Raw genomic sequence first — 16,981 nt, 5'->3', positions numbered from 1 at the left:
GCTTTAGGGTATTGTTTTCAAAAGACTTTGTGATCGGTCGCCGCAGGGCGCCGACAGGCTGTCGCGGCGCTTTTTGCCGAGCCTTGCCGGGTTGATAGGTCGTCCCTGCCGCCCCCCTCCTGCCGGCCTCGCCGGGCGTCTCTGGCCAGCGTTAACCAAAACTGGCGCCGGTCTTGCGCCCCAGATTGCAAGCTGATCGGGACCCCAAAGGGACCACATTGAAAATGTTGAACAAATTTCGGCCCTACGCGCGGGCGTTCCCCAGACTACCGGCAGATTTGGCCGGGTCGGGCGACAGGCTTTGCCGGGTGGAGGGCTAAGAGATGTCTCTGACGATTTCCCTGAAGACCGCGGCCTCGGGCCTGCAGGCCGCGCAGGCGGGCCTGCGGACCACCTCGGACAACATCGCCAACGTCAACACGCCGGGCTACGTCCGCAAGACCATCGACCAGAAGCCCCTGGTGGTCGGCGGCATGGGGATGGGCGTCGAGGTTTCCGGCGTCAAGCGGATCACCGACCAGTACCTGCAGATGGCCACCCTGTCGGCCACCTCGGACTCCAAGCGCTGGGGCACGATGTCGGAATATCTCGACAACGCCCAGAGCCTGTTCGGCGACCCCTCCAGCGCGAACTTCTTCTTCTCGCGCATGGACAAAATCTACTCTGCCTTTTCCGCGGCCTCCGACGACCCGTCCTCAAGCCTGCTGCGCAGTCAGGCGATTTCCAACGTCAGCGATTTCCTGAGCGAAGCCAGCCGTATCAACACCCATATCAATGACCTCGGGAGCACCGTCGACGCCCAGGCCAAGGCCGACATTGACCGCGCCAATGACCTGCTGGCGCAGATCAACCGCCTGAACTCCGATGTCAGCCGCGCCAACCTGGCCAATGCCGACGCCTCGGGCTCGGAAAACATCCAGAGCCAGCTGATCGACGAACTGTCGACCATCATGAATGTGCAGGTTCAGCAGCGGACCCAGGGCGGCGTCACCCTCCGCTCGGCGGAGGGCTATCTGCTGGCCGGCGATAACGCCGCCAAGCTCAGCTACAACCGCACCGACACCACCTCTTCCTATGTCGCCATCGAACCGACCGGCGGCGTCGGCCAGCCTCAGCCCATCACCATCAGCAGCGGCGACCTGCGCGGGCTGATGGATCTGCGTGATGAGACCCTGCCGGGCCTGTCGGACCAGCTGGGCGAGTTCGTCAGCCGGGTGACGGAAAAGCTCAACGCGGCGCACAACGCCAACGCCGCCATGCCGCCGCCCACCACCCTGACCGGGCGCAACATCGGCACCGACCTGCAGTCGGGCATCGCCAACTTCACCGGGACCTCCACCATCGCCATCGTCGATCAGACGACCGGCGTCGTGCAGGGCACCGTGGCCATCGACTTCGATGCTCAGACCATGACGCCGGGCGGCTCGTTCACCGGCGACTTCCTGGCCGACCTGAACAACGCCCTCGGCGGGGCGGCGACGGCCAGCTTCAGCGGCGGCCAGCTCAGCATCACCGCGGCCTCGGGCTCCGGGGTCGCCATCGACGAAGGCACCTCGATGAAGGCCGGCCGGGCCTTCTCCCACTTCTTCGGCCTCAACGACCTTGTTCGCTCCAGCGGGGTGACCAACTACGAGACGGGCCTGAAGGTCTCCGACGACCACGGCTTCACGCCGGGCGACGTGATCAAGTTCAGCCTCTCCCAGGCCGACGGCCGTCCGCTGCGCGACATCTCCATCGCCATGCCGCCGGCCGGCACGATGCAGGACCTGCTGGACACCCTGAACGCCAGCTCCACCGGCGTCGGGCTCTATGGGACCTTCGCCCTCGACGCCAACGGCAAGCTGAGCTTCAGCGGCAACGGCGGCGGCGACGTCCGTCTGGCCATCGCCAAGGACGACACCAAGCGGGGAACCGACGGCGCCTCGCTCAGCCAGTTGTTCGGCCTGGGCGTCAGCGAGCGGTCCTCGCGGGCCGGGCGTTTCACCGTCGATCAGGCGCTGATCTCCAACCCGATGAAACTGGCGCTGGGCAAGCTCGATCTGACCGTGACCCCGCCGGCGGCCTCCCTGCGCCCCGGCGATGGACGGGGCGCCCTGGCCATCGCCGACTCCGGCGACGTCGCCACCGGCTTCAACGCCGCCGGCGAACTGGGGGCGGTGACCATGACCGTCTCGCGGTACGCCGCGGAGTTCGGCGGCTCCATCGGCCGCCGCTCCCAGGCCGCCGACACCCGCAAGCAGTCCGCCGATTCGGTGTCCACTGAGGCCACGGCGCGGCGCCAGTCGGTGGAAGGCGTCAACCTCGATGAGGAGCTCGTGCGCCTCACCACCTACCAACAGGCGTTCAACGCTTCGGCCCGCATGGTGCAGGCCGCCAAGGAGCTGTTCGACGTCCTTACCCAGATGATCTGACCGAAGGCCAACCGCGATGAACCGCGTCTCCTCCAACGGCAACTACAGCGCCGTCCTCGCCAACATCCAGGCCGCCCAGCAGCGGCAGATGGAGGCCGGCGCCCGCGTGGCGACCCAGAAGCAGGGCACCGACCTGAAGGGCTACGCCCGCAACGCCGAGATGCTCACGGCGATGAAGTCGATCGACGCCCGCATCGGCGGCTATCTCGAGCAGAGCAAGCTGATCACCGACAAGCTGACCACCCAGGACTTCGCCCTGAACCAGATCACGTCTTCGGCCGACGGCACCCGCGAGACCATCGCCCAGGCGCTGGCCAGCGGCCGCGCCGACACCCTGATGCAGGACATCGGGGGCTTCTTCCGCAACGCGGTCGACGGGATGAACGCGCGCTACGGCGGCAAGTACGTCTTCGCCGGCGGCCAGATCGACACCCTGCCGGTGTCGGCCACCGCGCTGGGCGACCTGACCGATCCTTCCAAGACGATCCCGGACTTCTTCCACAACGACGAGTTCCTCACCGAGGCCAAGGTGGACGACTCCACCACCGTGCGGACCGGTCTGCTGGCCGACAGTCTCGGGACCGATCTGCTGACCGCCTTCAAGGACGTGCAGGCTTTCCAGGAAGGTTCCGACGGGCCGTTCCAGGGCAACCTGACCGATCCCCAGCGCGCCTATCTGGAGGGCGTCTTGGCCACCTGGGACAGCGTGCACAAGAACCTGGTCAACGACACCGCCAAGAACGGCATGGTGCAGACCCGGGTGGAGTCAGTGAAATCCGACCTGAACAGCCGTCAGATCAGCTTGGCCGGCATGATGGGGGATATCACCGACGCCGATCCGGCCGAGGCGGCCACGGCCCTGCAACAGGCCGGCGTGGCGGTGCAGGCCGCGGCCCAGGTGTTCCTGTCGCTGCAGAACTCGTCCCTGCTGAACGTCCTGAGATAATTGCAGCCGCGCCCTGCATCCCCTCACCCCGGCGGAGGCCGCGGCCTAGATCATAGGTCGCGACCTGAGACGGGGTCCTGAACGCGATCGCTGAACCTGGGGCCCGGCCTTCGCCGGGATGAGCCGGTTCTTAAAGCGAGAACTCGGCGCCGATGCGGCCGACCAGGCGCTCGCCGGTCCAGACCTCGACGGCGAACTGGTCGGCGCGAATCTCACAGGCCTCCTTAAGCGCGGAGATGTCGTCCGGGAACTGCGCCTCGCGCGTGGCCGCGATGTGTTCTTCCGGGTTCAGCACATAAAGCCGGTACTGGTTCATTGGGGGTCTCCCCCAATCCGAGAGGCAGGGACTGAGCCTTGGACTCAATGTCTCCTGGTCTCCGTGGTCGGATGGATACTTCACGGTGGCAAGCCAAGCTTACACCACTCGCCTCAAAGGCGAGATCACTGTTTCGCGATTATTTGCGGCGACTTCCCGACGCCTGTAATCTGGCGGCGATCTCGCAAATCCCCGCGCGACCCGCTACATAGCCCCCATGAACGCGCCTGTTCTCTTTGCCGATCACGCCGTCGAGGCCGCCCGCGCCGCCGTGGGGCTGCCGGTGGGCGCCCGCGTGGTGGCCGCTATGTCCGGCGGCGTCGATTCCACCGTAACCGCCGCCCTGCTGGCCCGCGCCGGCTATGACGTGATCGGGGTGACCCTGCAGCTCTACGACCACGGGGCGGCGATCCAGAAGAAGGGCGCCTGTTGCGCCGGCCAGGATATCCACGACGCCCGCTCTGCCGCCGACGCCATCGGCATCCCCCACTACGTCCTCGACTATGAGAGCCGCTTCAAGGAACAGGTGATCGAGGAGTTCGCCGACGCCTATCTGCGCGGCGAGACGCCGGTCCCCTGCATCCGCTGCAACCAGACCGTGAAGTTCCGCGACCTGCTGGACGTGGCCCGCGACCTGGGCGCCGTGGCCATGGCCACCGGCCACTATGTCCGCCGCGAGATGGGGCCTGCGGGTGCGCAACTGCGCCGCGCCGCCGATCCAGCCCGTGACCAGAGTTATTTCCTGTTCGCCACAACGGCCGAACAGCTGGACTATCTGCGCTTCCCGCTGGGCGACCTGCCCAAGAGCGAGGTGCGCCGCGCGGCTGCTGAGCTGGGCCTGGCCATCGCCGAGAAGCCCGACAGTCAGGACATCTGCTTCGTCCCCGAGGGCCGCTACACCACGGTGATCGACCGCCTGCGCCCGCATGGCGCCGAGCCCGGCGACATCGTCCATCTGGATGGCCGCGTGCTGGGCCGCCACGAGGGGGTCACCCGCTACACCATCGGCCAACGCCGGGGACTGAACGTGGCCGTCGGCGATCCGCTGTTCGTGGTCAAGATCGACGCCGACAGCCGCCAGGTGATTGTGGGGCCGCGCGAGGCCCTGCTGACGGCTGGCTGCGTGCTGAAGGAGACCAATTGGCTGGGCGACCAGGCCACGATCGAGGCGGCCTGCGAAGACGGGATCGCGGTGCTGGCCCGGGTGCGCTCCACCGCCGAGCCTCTGCCGGCGAAGCTGGCCCTGCGCGATGGCGCGGCGGCCGTGATGTTCGACGTCCCCGACCACGGCGTCTCGCCGGGCCAGGCCTGCGTGCTCTACGATCCGCAGACGCCGGCGCGGGTCCTGGGCGGCGGCTTCATCGACCGGACGATCAGCGCCGCGCCGCTCTAGTCCCTATTGGGGCATCTTGGTGGAAACCTTGACCAGCGTTCCGCTGATCTTCGGGGCCAGCGCGTTCATCGCGGTAATCAGCACGATGGAGATCAGCGCCGCGATCAGGCCGTACTCGATGGCGGTGGCCCCACGCTCGCAGGCGATGAACTTCTTGAGAAACGTCAAGGGAACCTCGGGAACGTCGGCGCGGGATCACGCTCGACGAGGAAGATCTCACATCGGACTTAAGGTTGGCCTAATCGGGCGCGGCTTCTTTGCGTCAACCCGGCGAATTGGGGCCAGCCCTCCCCATGAGAGCCGCGGAGGTCTATATCTCGGCCATGACCCAAGCTTCCGATCCCGTCGTCATCGCGTCCTATGCCCGCACGCCCATGGGCGGCTTCCAGGGCGACCTGTCGCCCGTGAAGGCCACGGCCCTGGGCGCGGCCGCCGTGCGCGCGGCGGTGGAGCGGGCGGGGCTCGATCCCGCCGCTGTCGAGCAAATCATCATGGGCTGCGTGCTGCCGGCGGGCCTGGGCCAGGCGCCGGCCCGGCAGGCTGGGCTGGGGGCGGGGCTGCCGCTCTCGGTGGAGGCCGTGACGGTCAACAAGATGTGCGGCTCGGGGATGCAGGCCGCGATCCTGGCCCATGACGCCCTGGCCGCCGGCTCCGCCGAGATCGTCATCGCCGGCGGGATGGAGAGCATGTCCAACGCCCCCTACCTGATGGCCAAGCACCGGGGCGGCGCCCGGATCGGCCACGATGTGATCTCCGACAGCATGTACCTGGACGGGCTGGAGGACGCCTATGAGCCCGGCCGCCTGATGGGCTCCTTCGCGGAAGAGAGCGCCAAGACCTACCAGTTCACCCGCCAGGCGATGGACGACTACGCCATCGAGAGCCTGTCCCGCGCGAAGAGGGCCACCGAGACCGGCGCCTTCGCCCGCGAGATCGTCCCGGTCGAGGTGGTGAGCCGCAAGGGCGCGGTGCTGATCGAGGCCGACGAACAGCCGATGAAGGCCGACCCGGCCAAGATCCCGACCCTGAAGCCCGCCTTCGCCAAGGACGGGGCGATCACCGCAGCCAACGCCAGCTCCATCAGCGACGGCGCCGCGGCCCTGGTGATGACCCGGGAGTCTGTGGCCCGGCGCCTCGGCCTGAAGATCGTCGCCCGCGTGGCCGGTCACGCCGCCCATGCCCACGAGCCTGGCCTGTTCACCACCGCGCCCGTGCCGGCCATGCGCAAGGTGCTGAAGAAGGCCGGCTGGTCAGTCGCCGACGTCGATCTGTGGGAGGTCAACGAGGCCTTCGCCGTTGTCGCCATGATCGCCGAGCAGGAGCTGGGCCTCGACCGCGCCAAGCTCAACGTCAACGGCGGGGCCTGCGCGCTCGGTCACCCCATCGGGGCCAGCGGCGCCCGCATCCTGGCGACCCTGCTCTCGGCCCTGGAAGCCCGGGGCGGCAAGCGGGGCGTCGCCAGCCTCTGTATCGGCGGCGGCGAGGCCACGGCCATGGCGGTGGAGCTCATTTAAAAACGCCGCTCATCCCGGCGAAGGCCGGGACCCAGGTCGTAGGTCGCGGCCTGAACCAGGAATCCTGGATGCGGCGGATGTATCTGCGCCCCGGCCTTCGCCCAATTGAGCGGAGGGGTTAGCCCGCCTTCCCCGGAACCGGCAGGTCCAGGATGTTGATCTTGATCCCGCCGGGCAGGGACATGTCGCCGGGCTTGTAGCCCTCGGGGCAGGCGCCCTGCCAGGCGGCCTCGACGGTGATCTTGTGCGGGCCGTTCATCTGCGGCGCGGCGGCGCCCACCGTCGAGCTTTCGGCCTGGATCAGGTACTTGGAACTGAAATCGCCGGTGGCCACGCCGCTGGTGGTGGTCTTGCCGCCCGAGCCCATGTCGCAGACGGAGCTGAACTGATAGCCGCCGGCCACGCGACTGGAGAAGACGTTCTGCTCGCACATGTCGCGGGTCGCCTGGGAGCCCCAGAAGCTGATCTTGGCGTCGGTGGCCTCGTCCAGGCAGATGCGGCTGACCTGCAGGACGTCGCCGTTGGAGACCCGCTGCTCCCAAAGGCCCGGCTTGCGCTTCGGCGGGGTCTGGGAGGGAACGAAAGCCGAGGCGGTCTCGCCGTCGGTCTTCTCCGCGGGCTTGTTGCAGGCGCTGACGCCCAGGACCGCTATGCCAGCCAGCACCGCTAAACCGAAACGCATCGCTCTCTCCCGCTCACGAACTCGGGAAGGCTAATGGGGATCGATCTCGCAGGCGAGGGGGTTATGATCAGACCATGACCGACCTTCGCGACACCGGCGACCGCTACGAGATGGACGAACAGGGCCAGACCTCCTGGGCCGACTATCGTCTGAGCGGGGAGCGCCTCTATCTCGACCATGTGGAAAGCCCGACCGCATTGCGCGGCACGGGAGCAGCCGGCCGGCTGATGGCCGCGCTCAGCGCCGATGTCCGGGCCAAGGGCCTGAAGATCACCCCGATCTGCGGCTACGCGGCCGCCTGGCTGCGGCGCAGCAAGGAATTCGGCGACCTGGTGGGCTAGCCCTGGCTGTCCTGGCTCAGGCCCTGGCCGAAGGCCACGGGCTGGGAGGCCGCGACCATGGTGCCGGCCATGGCGACGGTGGTCATGAGGGCGGCGGCGAAGGCCCCGATCAGGACGCGCGTGAAGGTGTCGGACATCGAATTCAATCCCCTGGTCGGCCGCCGGGGAGGGCGACCATCTTGAACAACCGGGGTGCTAACGCCGCGCTTTGAAAATGGATGCGACCGCCAGCTAAGTTACTGAAAGTTTGTCTTAAGTCCGGGCGACGATGGCCATAAGCGCCTGAACCTTGGTGTCGGTCTCGCTGGCGAAGCGGCGCGCCAGTTCGCGGACGCCGGTGGGATAGACGTCGCCGCCGGCTCCGATCTCCTCGGCCAGGCGCTCGACCTCGATGAGGGCCAGCCGCAGGGCGTCCACATGGCTGCGGGCCAGGCTCTTGGCCTCGGCCTGCAGCCGGCGGATCTGTTCGGCCAGGGTCTCGGTGGCCGGGGCCGGCTTTTCAGCCGTCTCCGGCGCCGGCGCGAGCGCCTGCAGGGCCACGACGTTCATCTTGGGCGCCTCCGCGACGAGGCGGGGGCGGGTACGCGCAACACGACTGACCATAGCTGTCGCTCCAAACCGGGACGGTTGAAGCGCTACGGTGCAGGAGGCAGGCCAAAGTCCTTGGAGACCGCTAGTTCCGCGCGTTGATCGCCTCGATGGTGGCCACCTTGCTCTCGACCTCCTCGGCCAGGCGTCGCGCGATGTCGCGGATGCCGGCGGGATAGGCCTCTCCACCCTCGGCGATCTCCGCCGAAAGGGCTTCGGCCTCGTGCAGGGCGGCGACCAGGGCGGCGATGTGCTCGCGGGCCAGGCCCTTGGCCTCGGCCTGCAGGCGGCGCACGCGGGTGGACAGGGCTTCGGAACGCGGGAGGGCGCCGACCTTGTTGTCGGAAACCACGGAAAGCGACGGCGACATGTTTGCTATACCCAGCAAAAGGTTCTGGAGGCGCCGTCCGAAGTCCGTTCCTGGACCGCCGGTTCGGCGCTCCCCCATGGCGAAGTCTACGCCCAACCGGCGCCGTGGTTCCGGGGCGTGTGCGCTCAGCCTGGGCGCCTGAGGCTTTTGGGTGACAGGCGCGGGCGGCTTGCCTCGCCCTACGTCAGGCGCCCATTCTCCGCCCCAACCATAAATGTCGGGAGGGACCCATGGGCCCGTTCAAGCTTCTCATCGACGGCCAACTCGTGGACGGCGCGTCCACCATGTCGGTCATCAACCCGGCCACCGAGCAGGAGCTGGCGGTCTGCGCCCGGGCGTCGAAGGCCCAGCTGGACCAGGCCGTCGCGGCCGCCAAGCGCGCCTTCCCCGCCTGGCGCGACACCCCCATCGACGAACGCCGCAAGGCGTTGAACGCCATGGCCGACGCCATCCAGGGGGATCTGCAGAACCTCGCCCGCCTGCTGACCCAGGAACAGGGCAAGCCGCTGGCCGACGCCATGGGCGAGGTGTTCGGGGCCGCCGCCTTCTTCCGTTACTTCGCCAGCCTCGATTTGCCCGAGAAGGTGATCGAGGACAGCGACGCCCGCCGGGTGGTCTCCCGCCGCCGCCCGCTGGGCGTGGTGGCCGCCATCGTGCCGTGGAACTTCCCGCTGATCCTGATGGCCTTCAAGGTCCCGGCCGCCCTGCTGTCGGGCAACACCGTGGTGCTGAAGCCCGCGGCCACGACGCCGCTCTCCACCCTGCGCATCGCCGAGCTGGTGAAGGACCTCCTGCCCCCCGGCGTGCTCAACGTCATCGCCGACGCCAACGACCTGGGCGCCGCCATCACCGCCCATCCCGACATCCGCAAGGTCTCCTTCACCGGCTCCACCGAGACCGGCAAGAAGGTGATGGCCGGCGCCGCCGAGGCGCTGAAGCGCGTCACCCTGGAACTGGGGGGCAATGACGCCGCCATCGTGCTTGAGGGCAATGACCCCAAGGCGACGGCGGGCAAGATCTTTGCCGGCGCCTTCCAGAACTCCGGCCAGGTCTGCATCGCCATCAAGCGGGCCTATGTGCACGAGAGCCTCTACGACGCTGTATGCGACGAGCTGGCCATCCTGGCCGACGCCGCCGTGGTGGGGGACGGCCTGGAGCAGGGCACCACCATGGGCCCGCTGCAGAACAAGACCCAGTTCGAGAAGGTGCTGGGGATCATCGAAGAGGCCCGCGGCCAGGGCAAGGTCATCGCCGGCGGCCTGCCCCACGAGGGCAAGGGCTACTTCATCCGTCCGACCATCGTGCGCGACATCAGCGATGGCACGCGCCTGGTGGACGAGGAGCAGTTCGGCCCGGTCCTGCCGGTGATCAAGATCTCCGACGGCGAGGACGCGCTCTCCCGCGCCAATGCCAGCGACTACGGCCTGGGGGGCTCCATCTGGAGCAAGGACCTGGACCGCGCCATGGACCTGGCCGGCCGCATGGACACCGGCACCGTCTGGATCAACAAACACGCCGAACTCGCCCCCAACATCCCCTTCGGCGGCGCCAAGCTCTCGGGCATGGGCACGGAACTGGGGGAGGAGGGGCTCTCGGAGTTCACCCAGATGCACGTGATCAACATGGCGAAGGGGTAGTCGCGCGCTTTCAAATTCAAGATCGTCATCCTCGGGCTTGTCCCGAGGATCCATGATCTCCGTTCCTCGGCAGGGCGCGCGAGCGTCGCCGCCGGGCGACTTGCGGCGCCACGGTGTCTATGGATCCTCGGGACAAGCCCGAGGATGACGGTCAGATGAGGGTGGCGCCCCGCCCTTGCCCCCATCACCACAACCGCTAGTCTCAAGCTTCAGCCTGGGAGAACAACCATGCGTGCCCACATCCTCGCCGCCGCGGTCCTCGCCACCCTGGCGCTGGCCGCCCCGGCCCAGGCCCAGCCGCAGTCCGGCCAGACGGTCGGCGAGATCCCCTACACCACCTGCGACGGCTCCCGCTGGAGCGTGAGCTGGCAAGGCGACAACTTCTACCATCGGCCGGAAACCGGCGCGGGCCATGCCGACGACCACATGGACTACCGCACCTGGGGCGGGGCCTGCTGGTCGGCCAAGTGGGTGGACGGCCAGTTCTTCCACACGCCCAAGGTCGGCGACTACGGCCACCCCGACACCATCCTCAACTTCACCGACTGGGACGGCGTCCCCTGGACCGCCACCCGCGCCCCTGGCGGCTGGAAGGTCACGCGGAAGTAGCTCGTCCCAGAGGGTAGAAATTATACCGTTTTGGTGATAGTCCTATCGCATGTTCGAGTTCGACCCGGACAAGAGCGCCAGCAATCTCGCCAAGCACGGGATCGACTTCGAGGCGGCCCAGGCCCTGTGGGGCGACGACCGGAGGCTGGTGGTCGACACCCAATTCGTGGCCGAGCCGCGGCGGCTGGTGGTCGGAAGGATAGGCGAGCGCCTTTGGACGGCGGTCGTCACCCAGCGTGAGGAGGCGATCCGGATCATTTCGGTCCGTCGATCCCGGGACGATGAGGTGAGCGCATATGACAGCCAAGACTATTAGCGGCGAGGCGTTTGACGCGAAGTTCGACGCCGGTGAGGACATCGGCGACCACATCGACTGGTCAACCGCCCGTCGTCCGGGCCTGGAGAAGCGGCGCGTCAATGTCGACTTCACCGACCAGATGGTCCGTCGCCTTGACATCGAGGCCCAGAGGCGCGGCGTGACCCGTCAGTCCCTGATCAAGATCTGGATCGCCGACCGGCTCGACGGCGTGAGCTGAGGCGGCGGCTTGGGGAAAGGGCCGCATCCGACCCTGGTCATCCTCCACGGCCTGCCCGGCAACGAAAAGAACCTGGACCTGGCCCAGGCCGTGCGCCGCGCCGGCTGGAACGCGGTGACCTTCAACTATCGCGGCTCCTGGGGCAGCCCGGGGACCTTCAGCTTCGGCGGCAACCTGACCGACGCGCGGGCCGTGCTGGCCTATATCCGCGACCCGGCTAATGCGGCCAAGCTGGGGATCGACCCAAGGCGCATCGCCATCGCCGGCCACAGCATGGGCGGCTGGGTCACCGCCGAGACCGCCGCCGTGGAGCCGGACCTGCTGGGCGCCGTGCTGATCTCGGCGGCCGACATGGGCCTGCGGGGCGTGCAGGGGAAGTACAGCCCGCCCGCCATCACCAAGGCCATGGACGGCAACCGCGAGGCCCTGGCCGGCGTCTCCGGCGAGAGCATGGGCGCCGAGCTGATCGCCAATGGCGAGGCCTGGCGGCTGGACAGGCTCGGCCCCTGCCTGAAGGACACCCGCCTCCTGGTCCTCCACAGCGACGACGGCCTGCGCCCCGACGCCGACCGCCTGATCGCCGCGATCCACGCCGCCGGCGGGACCAAGGTGCAGGACGTCCACGTGGCCACGGACCACGGCTGGTCGGACAAGCGGCTGACGCTTCAGGCGCTGGTGATCAACTGGTTGGCGGGGTTGTAGGGCGGGTGGAGATTTTTTCGTTTCAATTAATCAGAGAAGGGGCGGCTGATCATCTGCGGCAAAATTCTTCTACCTGATTGAGTACAGAGAGGAGTTGAGGGTCTAAGTCCGATATTTTCAAGTCGTCTATCATCATATTTATAGTTATCGTGCATGAGTAATTATCTTGCAAGTGCCGAGAGAGATCCGCGATGAATTGCTTGCCGGGAATTATCTTCAGCCGATCCTCAATTGAGGACCAATTTCTCTCAAATTCCTTTAAACATTCCTTGGTTATTTGCGAAACGTCCCGACCGGTGGCAATGCGGCGCTCATAGGTTGTTGCGTTGGACACGATTTGGGAAATCACATCGTGCCTATATTCTTCAGAAACAATAGAAATGATTTCAAGCGCGCCCGTAGCTGATAGGGTTGATTTTGGATTTCTCTCTCGTACGCGCCGAATAATTGTATCCTGCAAAACAGTGCTATTCAGCGCGTAATTTTCAATTTCCTTACGATTCCAAACGGAACAAGAAACCTCTGCGGAGGAGATTTCCGTGATCAAATCATTTATCTCCCGCAAATCTCTGTAGTCTCTATCAAATAACGAAAGTATAGAAACTTCTATCTGCAGGATGTTTTTAAAGGTCCATGCTGTTTCTAGGACTTTCCGCCATTGGCCAAATCCTCCAACGCCAATGATAATGGTTTCTTTGTCCTCTAAAAGACCTGACAAATTGGCTTTTTGACAAAACTTTCCAAGTATCGACTTATCCTTTCCTTCAAAGAAGATAACTCTCTTCGCCCGAGAGAGTCTGGAAAGTTCTACGTTTTCGATCGAGCCGATATAAGCGAAGACTTCGTTGTAGTCTTCGTCGGATTTTATTCGCTTCGAAGTTCGATAGTTTGAATTTATGCTCGCAATATCTCCTGGAGACGACCTATTGATAATTTCGGAAGAGTGCGTTGCAATGAAGAACTGCTTAAATGAGTTCTTTATCAGCTGAAGAAGTTGAAATTGAAGGTCCGGATGAAGATAAATATCAGGTTCATCTAATACGAAGATTGCATCTTCATCGCCACGTTGAGCGTGCGTTAGAATTTGAAGCCACACCTGAAAGCCGAATCCTGCCCATGAAATCTCTCTGTCTATGCGGCGTTCGCTGTAGAACATCTCGAGAGATTTTGGTGACTCAGGTGGGCGATTAGGTCTCTTTATAGAAATTCCCGGCCAAGTATTTTCGATCAGATTGGAAAAATCTTCGAATTCTTCTTTGCTGCTCCGATACCAAATATTGCGAAAATATCGAGATGCGAGACGATTGGCGCGATTTCTGTCGACCGTATCATCTGTAACATATAATTCTTCTTGCTCGAACGGGGATAGCGTCGGAACGATAACTACCGTGACTGGAAAAAGACTAAAATACGACTTTCCAGACGATGTGTGTTTGTTCGCATCTCGGATATATAGACGAGTTAGGTGGTCCGGGTGTAATTCGACGATCAACTTTCGCCCATTGCTATGGGTAAACTCGATAATTGCGTCGTCGTCCCCGTAGTTCCTTACGACGTTCGCAACGCCGATGAGGATGGAAGAATCAGGGATTTCATATCCCCAGTCTTCGCCGGCGGTCGTTCGTATGAGCCGTGGTTTCAGTCGCTTGGCATACCGCATCGCGCCGTAGAGAACGCGGAGGGCGTCTAGAATTGAGGATTTTCCCGCGTTGTTTGGTCCAACCAGGATGTTTGATTCCCGGCAGTTCAGGGTGAACCGGTCAAATCGCTTGAAGTTGTGGAACGTGATTTGTCGGATTGTGGTCAAAATCGCCCCCGCGGCCCCGAATCAAGAACCGACAATACCGGAGGCGGTTGTCCCGCGCATTGCAACCATCGGATACCGGGGCCAACAGAACTGTTGACGTTGAGTTGGACGATGGTGTCCCCCTACCGCTTCCCCTTCCGGAACCGCTCCTGCGCCTCGGCCCGCGCCTCGGCGCGCACCTTCTTCACCGCCGTGCGGTCCACCTCTTCGCCCGGCGCGGTGAGCACGTCGTTGGCGAATTCGAGGTCCATCAGTTTCAGGCGTTTGATCTCGTCGCGCAGGCGGGCGGCGGTTTCGAATTCGAGGTCGGCGGCGGCCTGGCGCATGCGGCTTTCGAGGTCGCGCAGGGTGGTCTTGAAGTTGTCGCCCATGAAGGGCTTGGAGTCCTCGGCCACGCCCACGGGGATGGTGACGCGGTCCTTCTCGTAGGGAGAGGCGAGGATGTCCTTGATGGAGGACTTGATGCTCTCGGGCGTGATGCCGTGCTCGAGGTTGTAGGCCTCCTGCTTCTCCCGGCGGCGTGAGGTCTCGGCCATGGCGCGTTCCATGGAGCCGGTGATCCGGTCGGCATAGAGGATGCACTTGCCGTCCACGTTCCGCGCCGCCCGGCCGATGGTCTGGATCAGGCTGGTCTCGGAGCGCAGGAAGCCCTCCTTGTCGGCGTCGAGGATGGCCACCAGGCCGCACTCGGGGATGTCCAGGCCCTCGCGCAGCAGGTTGATGCCGATCAGGGCGTCGAAGGCGCCCAGGCGCAGGTCGCGGATGATCTCGATCCGCTCCATGGTGTCGATGTCGGAGTGCATGTAGCGGACCCGCAGGCCCTGCTCGTGCATGTACTCGGCCAGGTCCTCGGCCATCTTCTTGGTGAGCACGGTGATCAGCGACCGGTAGCCCTTGGCCGTGGTCTCGCGCACCTCGGCGATGACGTCGTCCACCTGGCTGTGGTTGTCCTTGGAGACCGGCCTAATCTCCACCGGCGGGTCGATTAGGCCGGTGGGGCGGATCACCTGCTCGGCGAAGACGCCGCCCGACTGCTCCATTTCCCAGGCCGCCGGGGTGGCCGACACGCAGATGGTGTCGGGCCGCATGGCGTTCCACTCCTCAAACTTGAGGGGGCGGTTGTCCAGGCAGGAGGGCAGGCGGAAGCCGTATTCGGCCAGGGTGAACTTGCGGCGGTAGTCGCCCCGGTACATGCCGCCGATCTGCGGCACGCTCTGGTGGCTCTCGTCCACGAACAGCAGGGCGTTGTCGGGGATGTATTCGAAGAAGGTAGGGGGCGGCTCGCCAGGCCTGCGCCCCGACAGGTAGCGGCTGTAGTTCTCGATGCCGGCGCAGGAGCCGGTGGCGCCGATCATCTCCAGGTCGAAGGTGGTGCGCTGCTCCAGCCGCTGGGCCTCCAGCAGCTTGCCGTTGGCGATCATCCAGTCGAGGCGCTCCTTCAGCTCAGCCTTGATGGAGATCATGGCCTGGTGGAGCGTCGGGCGCGGGGTCACGTGGTGGCTGTTGGCGTAGAGCTTGATGCTGGGCAGGTCGGCGGTCTTGCGGCCGGTGAGCGGGTCGAACTCGACGATGGCCTCGATCTCGTCGCCGAACAGGCTGACGCGCCAGGCGCGGTCCTCGTAGTGGGCGGGGAAGATCTCGAGGGTGTCGCCGCGCCGGCGGAAGGCGCCGCGCTCGAAGCTGGCGTCGTTGCGCTTGAACTGCAGGGCCACCAGGTCGGCGATCAGCTTCTTCTCGTCCACCCGCTGTCCGACCTCAAGCTGGATGGTCATGGTGGAATAGGTCTCCACCGAGCCGATGCCGTAGATGCAGGAGACCGAGGCCACGACGATGACGTCGTCGCGCTCCAGGATCGCCCGGGTCGCCGAGTGGCGCATCCGGTCGATCTGCTCGTTAATCGAGGAGTCCTTCTCGATATAGGTGTCGGTCCGCGGCACGTAGGCCTCGGGCTGGTAGTAGTCGTAATAGGAGACGAAGAACTCCACCGCGTTCTCGGGGAAGAAGCTCTTCATCTCCGAATAGAGCTGGGCGGCCAGGGTCTTGTTGGGCGCCAGGATCAGGGCCGGGCGCTGGGTCTGCTCGATGACCTTGGCCATGGTGAAGGTCTTGCCCGAGCCGGTGACGCCCAGCAGCACCTGGTCACGCTCCTTGCCCTCCAGGCCGGCCACCAGGTCGGCGATGGCGGTGGGCTGGTCGCCGGCCGGCTCGTAGTCGCTGACGAGCTTGAACCTGCGGCCGCCCTCGGACTTCTGCGGGCGGTCGGGACGGTGGGGGATCCAGGCGACGGCGCCCTTGGATTCATCGTAGTCGAACACCGCCGACATGTCGGCGACGCCGGGCGCTTCGGCCGGGGCGGACTTCGTGGGACGGGGCATGAGGTCGAATTTAGGGTGCATGACCCCGGAAGGCTAGGGCGCCCTGGTGACAGGAGGTGTCAGCAGGCTCCCGCTACTTCTTCTTCGCCTTGCCCGCCGCCCCGATGGCCCTGTCGAGATCCTCGAGGGTGACGCCGCCCACCTTCACGCCGTTGACGAAGAAGAAGGGGGTGGAGTCCACGCCGCGCGCCTCGCCGGCGGCGACGCGGGCGTCCAGGGCCTCGCCGTTGGCGGGATCGGCGACGCAGGCGGCGACCTGTTCCTCGGTCAGGCCCGCCTGCTTGGCGACGTCCAGCAGGACGGGGCGCAGCTGGCGGGTCTCGAAGATTTCGGCCTGCCGGCGGAACAGGCCGTCCACCACCTGATAGTACTTGTCGGCCCCGGCGCAGCGGGCGGTGATGAAACCGATGGCCGCCACATTGGCCGGCTCGGTGAGGAATTCGTGCAGGGTGTAACGGACCTTGCCGGTGTCGATGTAATTCTTCTTGAAGGCCGGGAAGACCTCATTGTTGAAGTGGGCGCAGTGGGTGCAGCTCAGCGACCCGTACTCCTCGACATGGATCTTCGCCGTGGGCTTGCCCAGAGACGGCTCGCCGGTGGCGTAGACCGGGGCGGAGAGGGCGCCTCCGGCGAGGAAGGCGAAGGCGAGGCTGAGCAGGACGTGACGCAAGGGGGAGCTTCCTGACGGGGGACGGTCTCAGGACACCGCCAACGCCTCGCCTGTCAACTGAGGCCGTTGGCGCCGGGGCCTGGG

At 65.4% G+C, this 16,981-nt stretch carries 19 protein-coding genes; 10 read left to right on the top strand and 9 right to left on the bottom strand.

Going from position 1 to position 16,981, the window contains the following annotated elements:
* Positions 1 to 323: 323 nt before the first annotated feature.
* Both flgK and JKL49_RS15225 read left to right on the top strand, forming a co-directional pair.
* On the top strand, positions 324 to 2,411 hold the full coding sequence (flgK, locus tag JKL49_RS15230) for a flagellar hook-associated protein FlgK (protein ID WP_215341470.1): 2,088 nt from the start codon (positions 324 to 326) through the stop codon (positions 2,409 to 2,411).
* A 16-nt stretch (positions 2,412 to 2,427) separates the two neighbouring features.
* The gene (locus JKL49_RS15225) at positions 2,428 to 3,357 is read left to right on the top strand and encodes a flagellin (RefSeq protein ID WP_215341469.1); all 930 of its coding nucleotides are present in this window, start codon (positions 2,428 to 2,430) and stop codon (positions 3,355 to 3,357) included.
* Positions 3,358 to 3,487: 130 nt separating this feature from the next.
* Here JKL49_RS15225 and JKL49_RS15220 read toward each other — a convergent pair whose 3' ends face one another.
* Positions 3,488 to 3,673, bottom strand: a complete 186-nt coding sequence (locus JKL49_RS15220) for a hypothetical protein (protein ID WP_215341468.1) — start codon at positions 3,671 to 3,673, stop codon at positions 3,488 to 3,490.
* A 217-nt stretch (positions 3,674 to 3,890) separates the two neighbouring features.
* Between JKL49_RS15220 and mnmA the strand changes: the two genes are divergently transcribed.
* Positions 3,891 to 5,066 (top strand): tRNA 2-thiouridine(34) synthase MnmA, encoded by a 1,176-nt coding sequence (mnmA, locus tag JKL49_RS15215; RefSeq protein ID WP_215341467.1) that lies wholly within the window; start codon positions 3,891 to 3,893, stop codon positions 5,064 to 5,066.
* Positions 5,067 to 5,069: 3 nt separating this feature from the next.
* On the opposite strand, the gene JKL49_RS15210 is transcribed toward mnmA, so the two are convergent.
* Positions 5,070 to 5,234 (bottom strand): Flp family type IVb pilin, encoded by a 165-nt coding sequence (locus JKL49_RS15210; protein WP_215341466.1) that lies wholly within the window; start codon positions 5,232 to 5,234, stop codon positions 5,070 to 5,072.
* Positions 5,235 to 5,389: 155 nt separating this feature from the next.
* On the opposite strand from JKL49_RS15210, the gene JKL49_RS15205 reads away from it, so the two are divergent.
* Complete coding sequence (locus tag JKL49_RS15205) at positions 5,390 to 6,580, top strand: acetyl-CoA C-acyltransferase (protein WP_215341465.1); 1,191 nt, start codon at positions 5,390 to 5,392, stop codon at positions 6,578 to 6,580.
* A 118-nt stretch (positions 6,581 to 6,698) separates the two neighbouring features.
* On the opposite strand, the gene JKL49_RS15200 is transcribed toward JKL49_RS15205, so the two are convergent.
* A complete protein-coding gene (locus tag JKL49_RS15200) occupies positions 6,699 to 7,262 on the bottom strand; it encodes a DUF3617 domain-containing protein (protein ID WP_215341464.1) in 564 nt (187 codons plus the stop codon).
* 74 nt (positions 7,263 to 7,336) lie between these two features.
* Between JKL49_RS15200 and JKL49_RS15195 the strand changes: the two genes are divergently transcribed.
* The gene (locus JKL49_RS15195; RefSeq protein WP_215341463.1) at positions 7,337 to 7,603 is read left to right on the top strand and encodes a GNAT family N-acetyltransferase; all 267 of its coding nucleotides are present in this window, start codon (positions 7,337 to 7,339) and stop codon (positions 7,601 to 7,603) included.
* Here JKL49_RS15195 and JKL49_RS15190 read toward each other — a convergent pair.
* The 3 genes from JKL49_RS15190 to JKL49_RS15180 all read right to left on the bottom strand — a co-directional run bounded on the left by JKL49_RS15190 (position 7,600) and on the right by JKL49_RS15180 (position 8,561).
* Positions 7,600 to 7,740 carry a hypothetical protein gene (locus JKL49_RS15190; RefSeq protein WP_215341462.1) on the bottom strand — a complete coding sequence of 47 codons (141 nt, stop codon included), beginning with the start codon at positions 7,738 to 7,740 and terminating at the stop codon, positions 7,600 to 7,602. The genes JKL49_RS15195 and JKL49_RS15190 overlap by 4 nt on opposite strands.
* A gap of 115 nt (positions 7,741 to 7,855) precedes the next feature.
* Positions 7,856 to 8,152 (bottom strand): hypothetical protein, encoded by a 297-nt coding sequence (locus JKL49_RS15185; protein ID WP_215341461.1) that lies wholly within the window; start codon positions 8,150 to 8,152, stop codon positions 7,856 to 7,858.
* Between the two features lie 124 nt (positions 8,153 to 8,276).
* A complete protein-coding gene (locus JKL49_RS15180; protein ID WP_215341460.1) occupies positions 8,277 to 8,561 on the bottom strand; it encodes a hypothetical protein in 285 nt (94 codons plus the stop codon).
* Positions 8,562 to 8,791: 230 nt separating this feature from the next.
* Between JKL49_RS15180 and JKL49_RS15175 the strand changes: the two genes are divergently transcribed.
* From JKL49_RS15175 to JKL49_RS15155, 5 genes are all read left to right on the top strand, one after another.
* On the top strand, positions 8,792 to 10,198 hold the full coding sequence (locus tag JKL49_RS15175) for an aldehyde dehydrogenase family protein (protein WP_215341459.1): 1,407 nt from the start codon (positions 8,792 to 8,794) through the stop codon (positions 10,196 to 10,198).
* Between the two features lie 228 nt (positions 10,199 to 10,426).
* The gene (locus tag JKL49_RS15170) at positions 10,427 to 10,807 is read left to right on the top strand and encodes a hypothetical protein (RefSeq protein ID WP_215341458.1); all 381 of its coding nucleotides are present in this window, start codon (positions 10,427 to 10,429) and stop codon (positions 10,805 to 10,807) included.
* 49 nt (positions 10,808 to 10,856) lie between these two features.
* Complete coding sequence (locus JKL49_RS15165) at positions 10,857 to 11,123, top strand: BrnT family toxin (RefSeq protein WP_215341457.1); 267 nt, start codon at positions 10,857 to 10,859, stop codon at positions 11,121 to 11,123.
* Entirely contained in the window at positions 11,104 to 11,343 is a 240-nt protein-coding gene (gene brnA, locus JKL49_RS15160) for a type II toxin-antitoxin system BrnA family antitoxin (protein WP_215341456.1), read from the top strand. Before JKL49_RS15165 ends, brnA begins: the two co-directional genes overlap by 20 nt.
* 9 nt (positions 11,344 to 11,352) lie before the next feature.
* Positions 11,353 to 12,045, top strand: coding sequence for an alpha/beta hydrolase family protein (locus JKL49_RS15155; RefSeq protein WP_215341455.1), 693 nt, complete (start codon positions 11,353 to 11,355; stop codon positions 12,043 to 12,045).
* 49 nt (positions 12,046 to 12,094) lie between these two features.
* Here JKL49_RS15155 and JKL49_RS15150 read toward each other — a convergent pair whose 3' ends face one another.
* The 3 genes from JKL49_RS15150 to JKL49_RS15140 form a co-directional block, all read right to left on the bottom strand.
* Complete coding sequence (locus tag JKL49_RS15150) at positions 12,095 to 13,852, bottom strand: ATP-dependent nuclease (RefSeq protein ID WP_215341454.1); 1,758 nt, start codon at positions 13,850 to 13,852, stop codon at positions 12,095 to 12,097.
* 122 nt (positions 13,853 to 13,974) lie between these two features.
* Positions 13,975 to 16,227 carry an excinuclease ABC subunit UvrB gene (gene uvrB / locus JKL49_RS15145; RefSeq protein ID WP_430700823.1) on the bottom strand — a complete coding sequence of 751 codons (2,253 nt, stop codon included), beginning with the start codon at positions 16,225 to 16,227 and terminating at the stop codon, positions 13,975 to 13,977.
* A 73-nt stretch (positions 16,228 to 16,300) separates the two neighbouring features.
* The gene (locus JKL49_RS15140) at positions 16,301 to 16,897 is read right to left on the bottom strand and encodes a thioredoxin domain-containing protein (protein WP_215341453.1); all 597 of its coding nucleotides are present in this window, start codon (positions 16,895 to 16,897) and stop codon (positions 16,301 to 16,303) included.
* Between the last annotated feature and the right edge of the window lie 84 nt (positions 16,898 to 16,981).

The organism is Phenylobacterium glaciei, assembly GCF_016772415.1.
Lineage (GTDB): Bacteria > Pseudomonadota > Alphaproteobacteria > Caulobacterales > Caulobacteraceae > Phenylobacterium > Phenylobacterium glaciei.
This window is presented reverse-complemented; position numbering and strand designations above follow the sequence as displayed.

Excerpts from the sequence above, each read along its gene's own strand:
- flgK (WP_215341470.1), top strand. The coding sequence starts at position 324 with ATGTCTCTGACGATTTCCCTGAAGACCGCGGCCTCGGGCCTGCAGGCC.
- JKL49_RS15225 (WP_215341469.1), top strand. The coding sequence starts at position 2,428 with ATGAACCGCGTCTCCTCCAACGGCAACTACAGCGCCGTCCTCGCCAAC.
- JKL49_RS15220 (WP_215341468.1), bottom strand. The coding sequence starts at position 3,673 with ATGAACCAGTACCGGCTTTATGTGCTGAACCCGGAAGAACACATCGCG.
- mnmA (WP_215341467.1), top strand. The coding sequence starts at position 3,891 with ATGAACGCGCCTGTTCTCTTTGCCGATCACGCCGTCGAGGCCGCCCGC.
- JKL49_RS15205 (WP_215341465.1), top strand. The coding sequence starts at position 5,390 with ATGACCCAAGCTTCCGATCCCGTCGTCATCGCGTCCTATGCCCGCACG.
- JKL49_RS15200 (WP_215341464.1), bottom strand. The coding sequence starts at position 7,262 with ATGCGTTTCGGTTTAGCGGTGCTGGCTGGCATAGCGGTCCTGGGCGTC.
- JKL49_RS15195 (WP_215341463.1), top strand. The coding sequence starts at position 7,337 with ATGACCGACCTTCGCGACACCGGCGACCGCTACGAGATGGACGAACAG.
- JKL49_RS15190 (WP_215341462.1), bottom strand. The coding sequence starts at position 7,740 with ATGTCCGACACCTTCACGCGCGTCCTGATCGGGGCCTTCGCCGCCGCC.
- JKL49_RS15185 (WP_215341461.1), bottom strand. The coding sequence starts at position 8,152 with ATGAACGTCGTGGCCCTGCAGGCGCTCGCGCCGGCGCCGGAGACGGCT.
- JKL49_RS15180 (WP_215341460.1), bottom strand. The coding sequence starts at position 8,561 with ATGTCGCCGTCGCTTTCCGTGGTTTCCGACAACAAGGTCGGCGCCCTC.
- JKL49_RS15175 (WP_215341459.1), top strand. The coding sequence starts at position 8,792 with ATGGGCCCGTTCAAGCTTCTCATCGACGGCCAACTCGTGGACGGCGCG.
- JKL49_RS15170 (WP_215341458.1), top strand. The coding sequence starts at position 10,427 with ATGCGTGCCCACATCCTCGCCGCCGCGGTCCTCGCCACCCTGGCGCTG.
- JKL49_RS15165 (WP_215341457.1), top strand. The coding sequence starts at position 10,857 with ATGTTCGAGTTCGACCCGGACAAGAGCGCCAGCAATCTCGCCAAGCAC.
- brnA (WP_215341456.1), top strand. The coding sequence starts at position 11,104 with ATGACAGCCAAGACTATTAGCGGCGAGGCGTTTGACGCGAAGTTCGAC.
- uvrB (WP_430700823.1), bottom strand. The coding sequence starts at position 16,227 with ATGCCCCGTCCCACGAAGTCCGCCCCGGCCGAAGCGCCCGGCGTCGCC.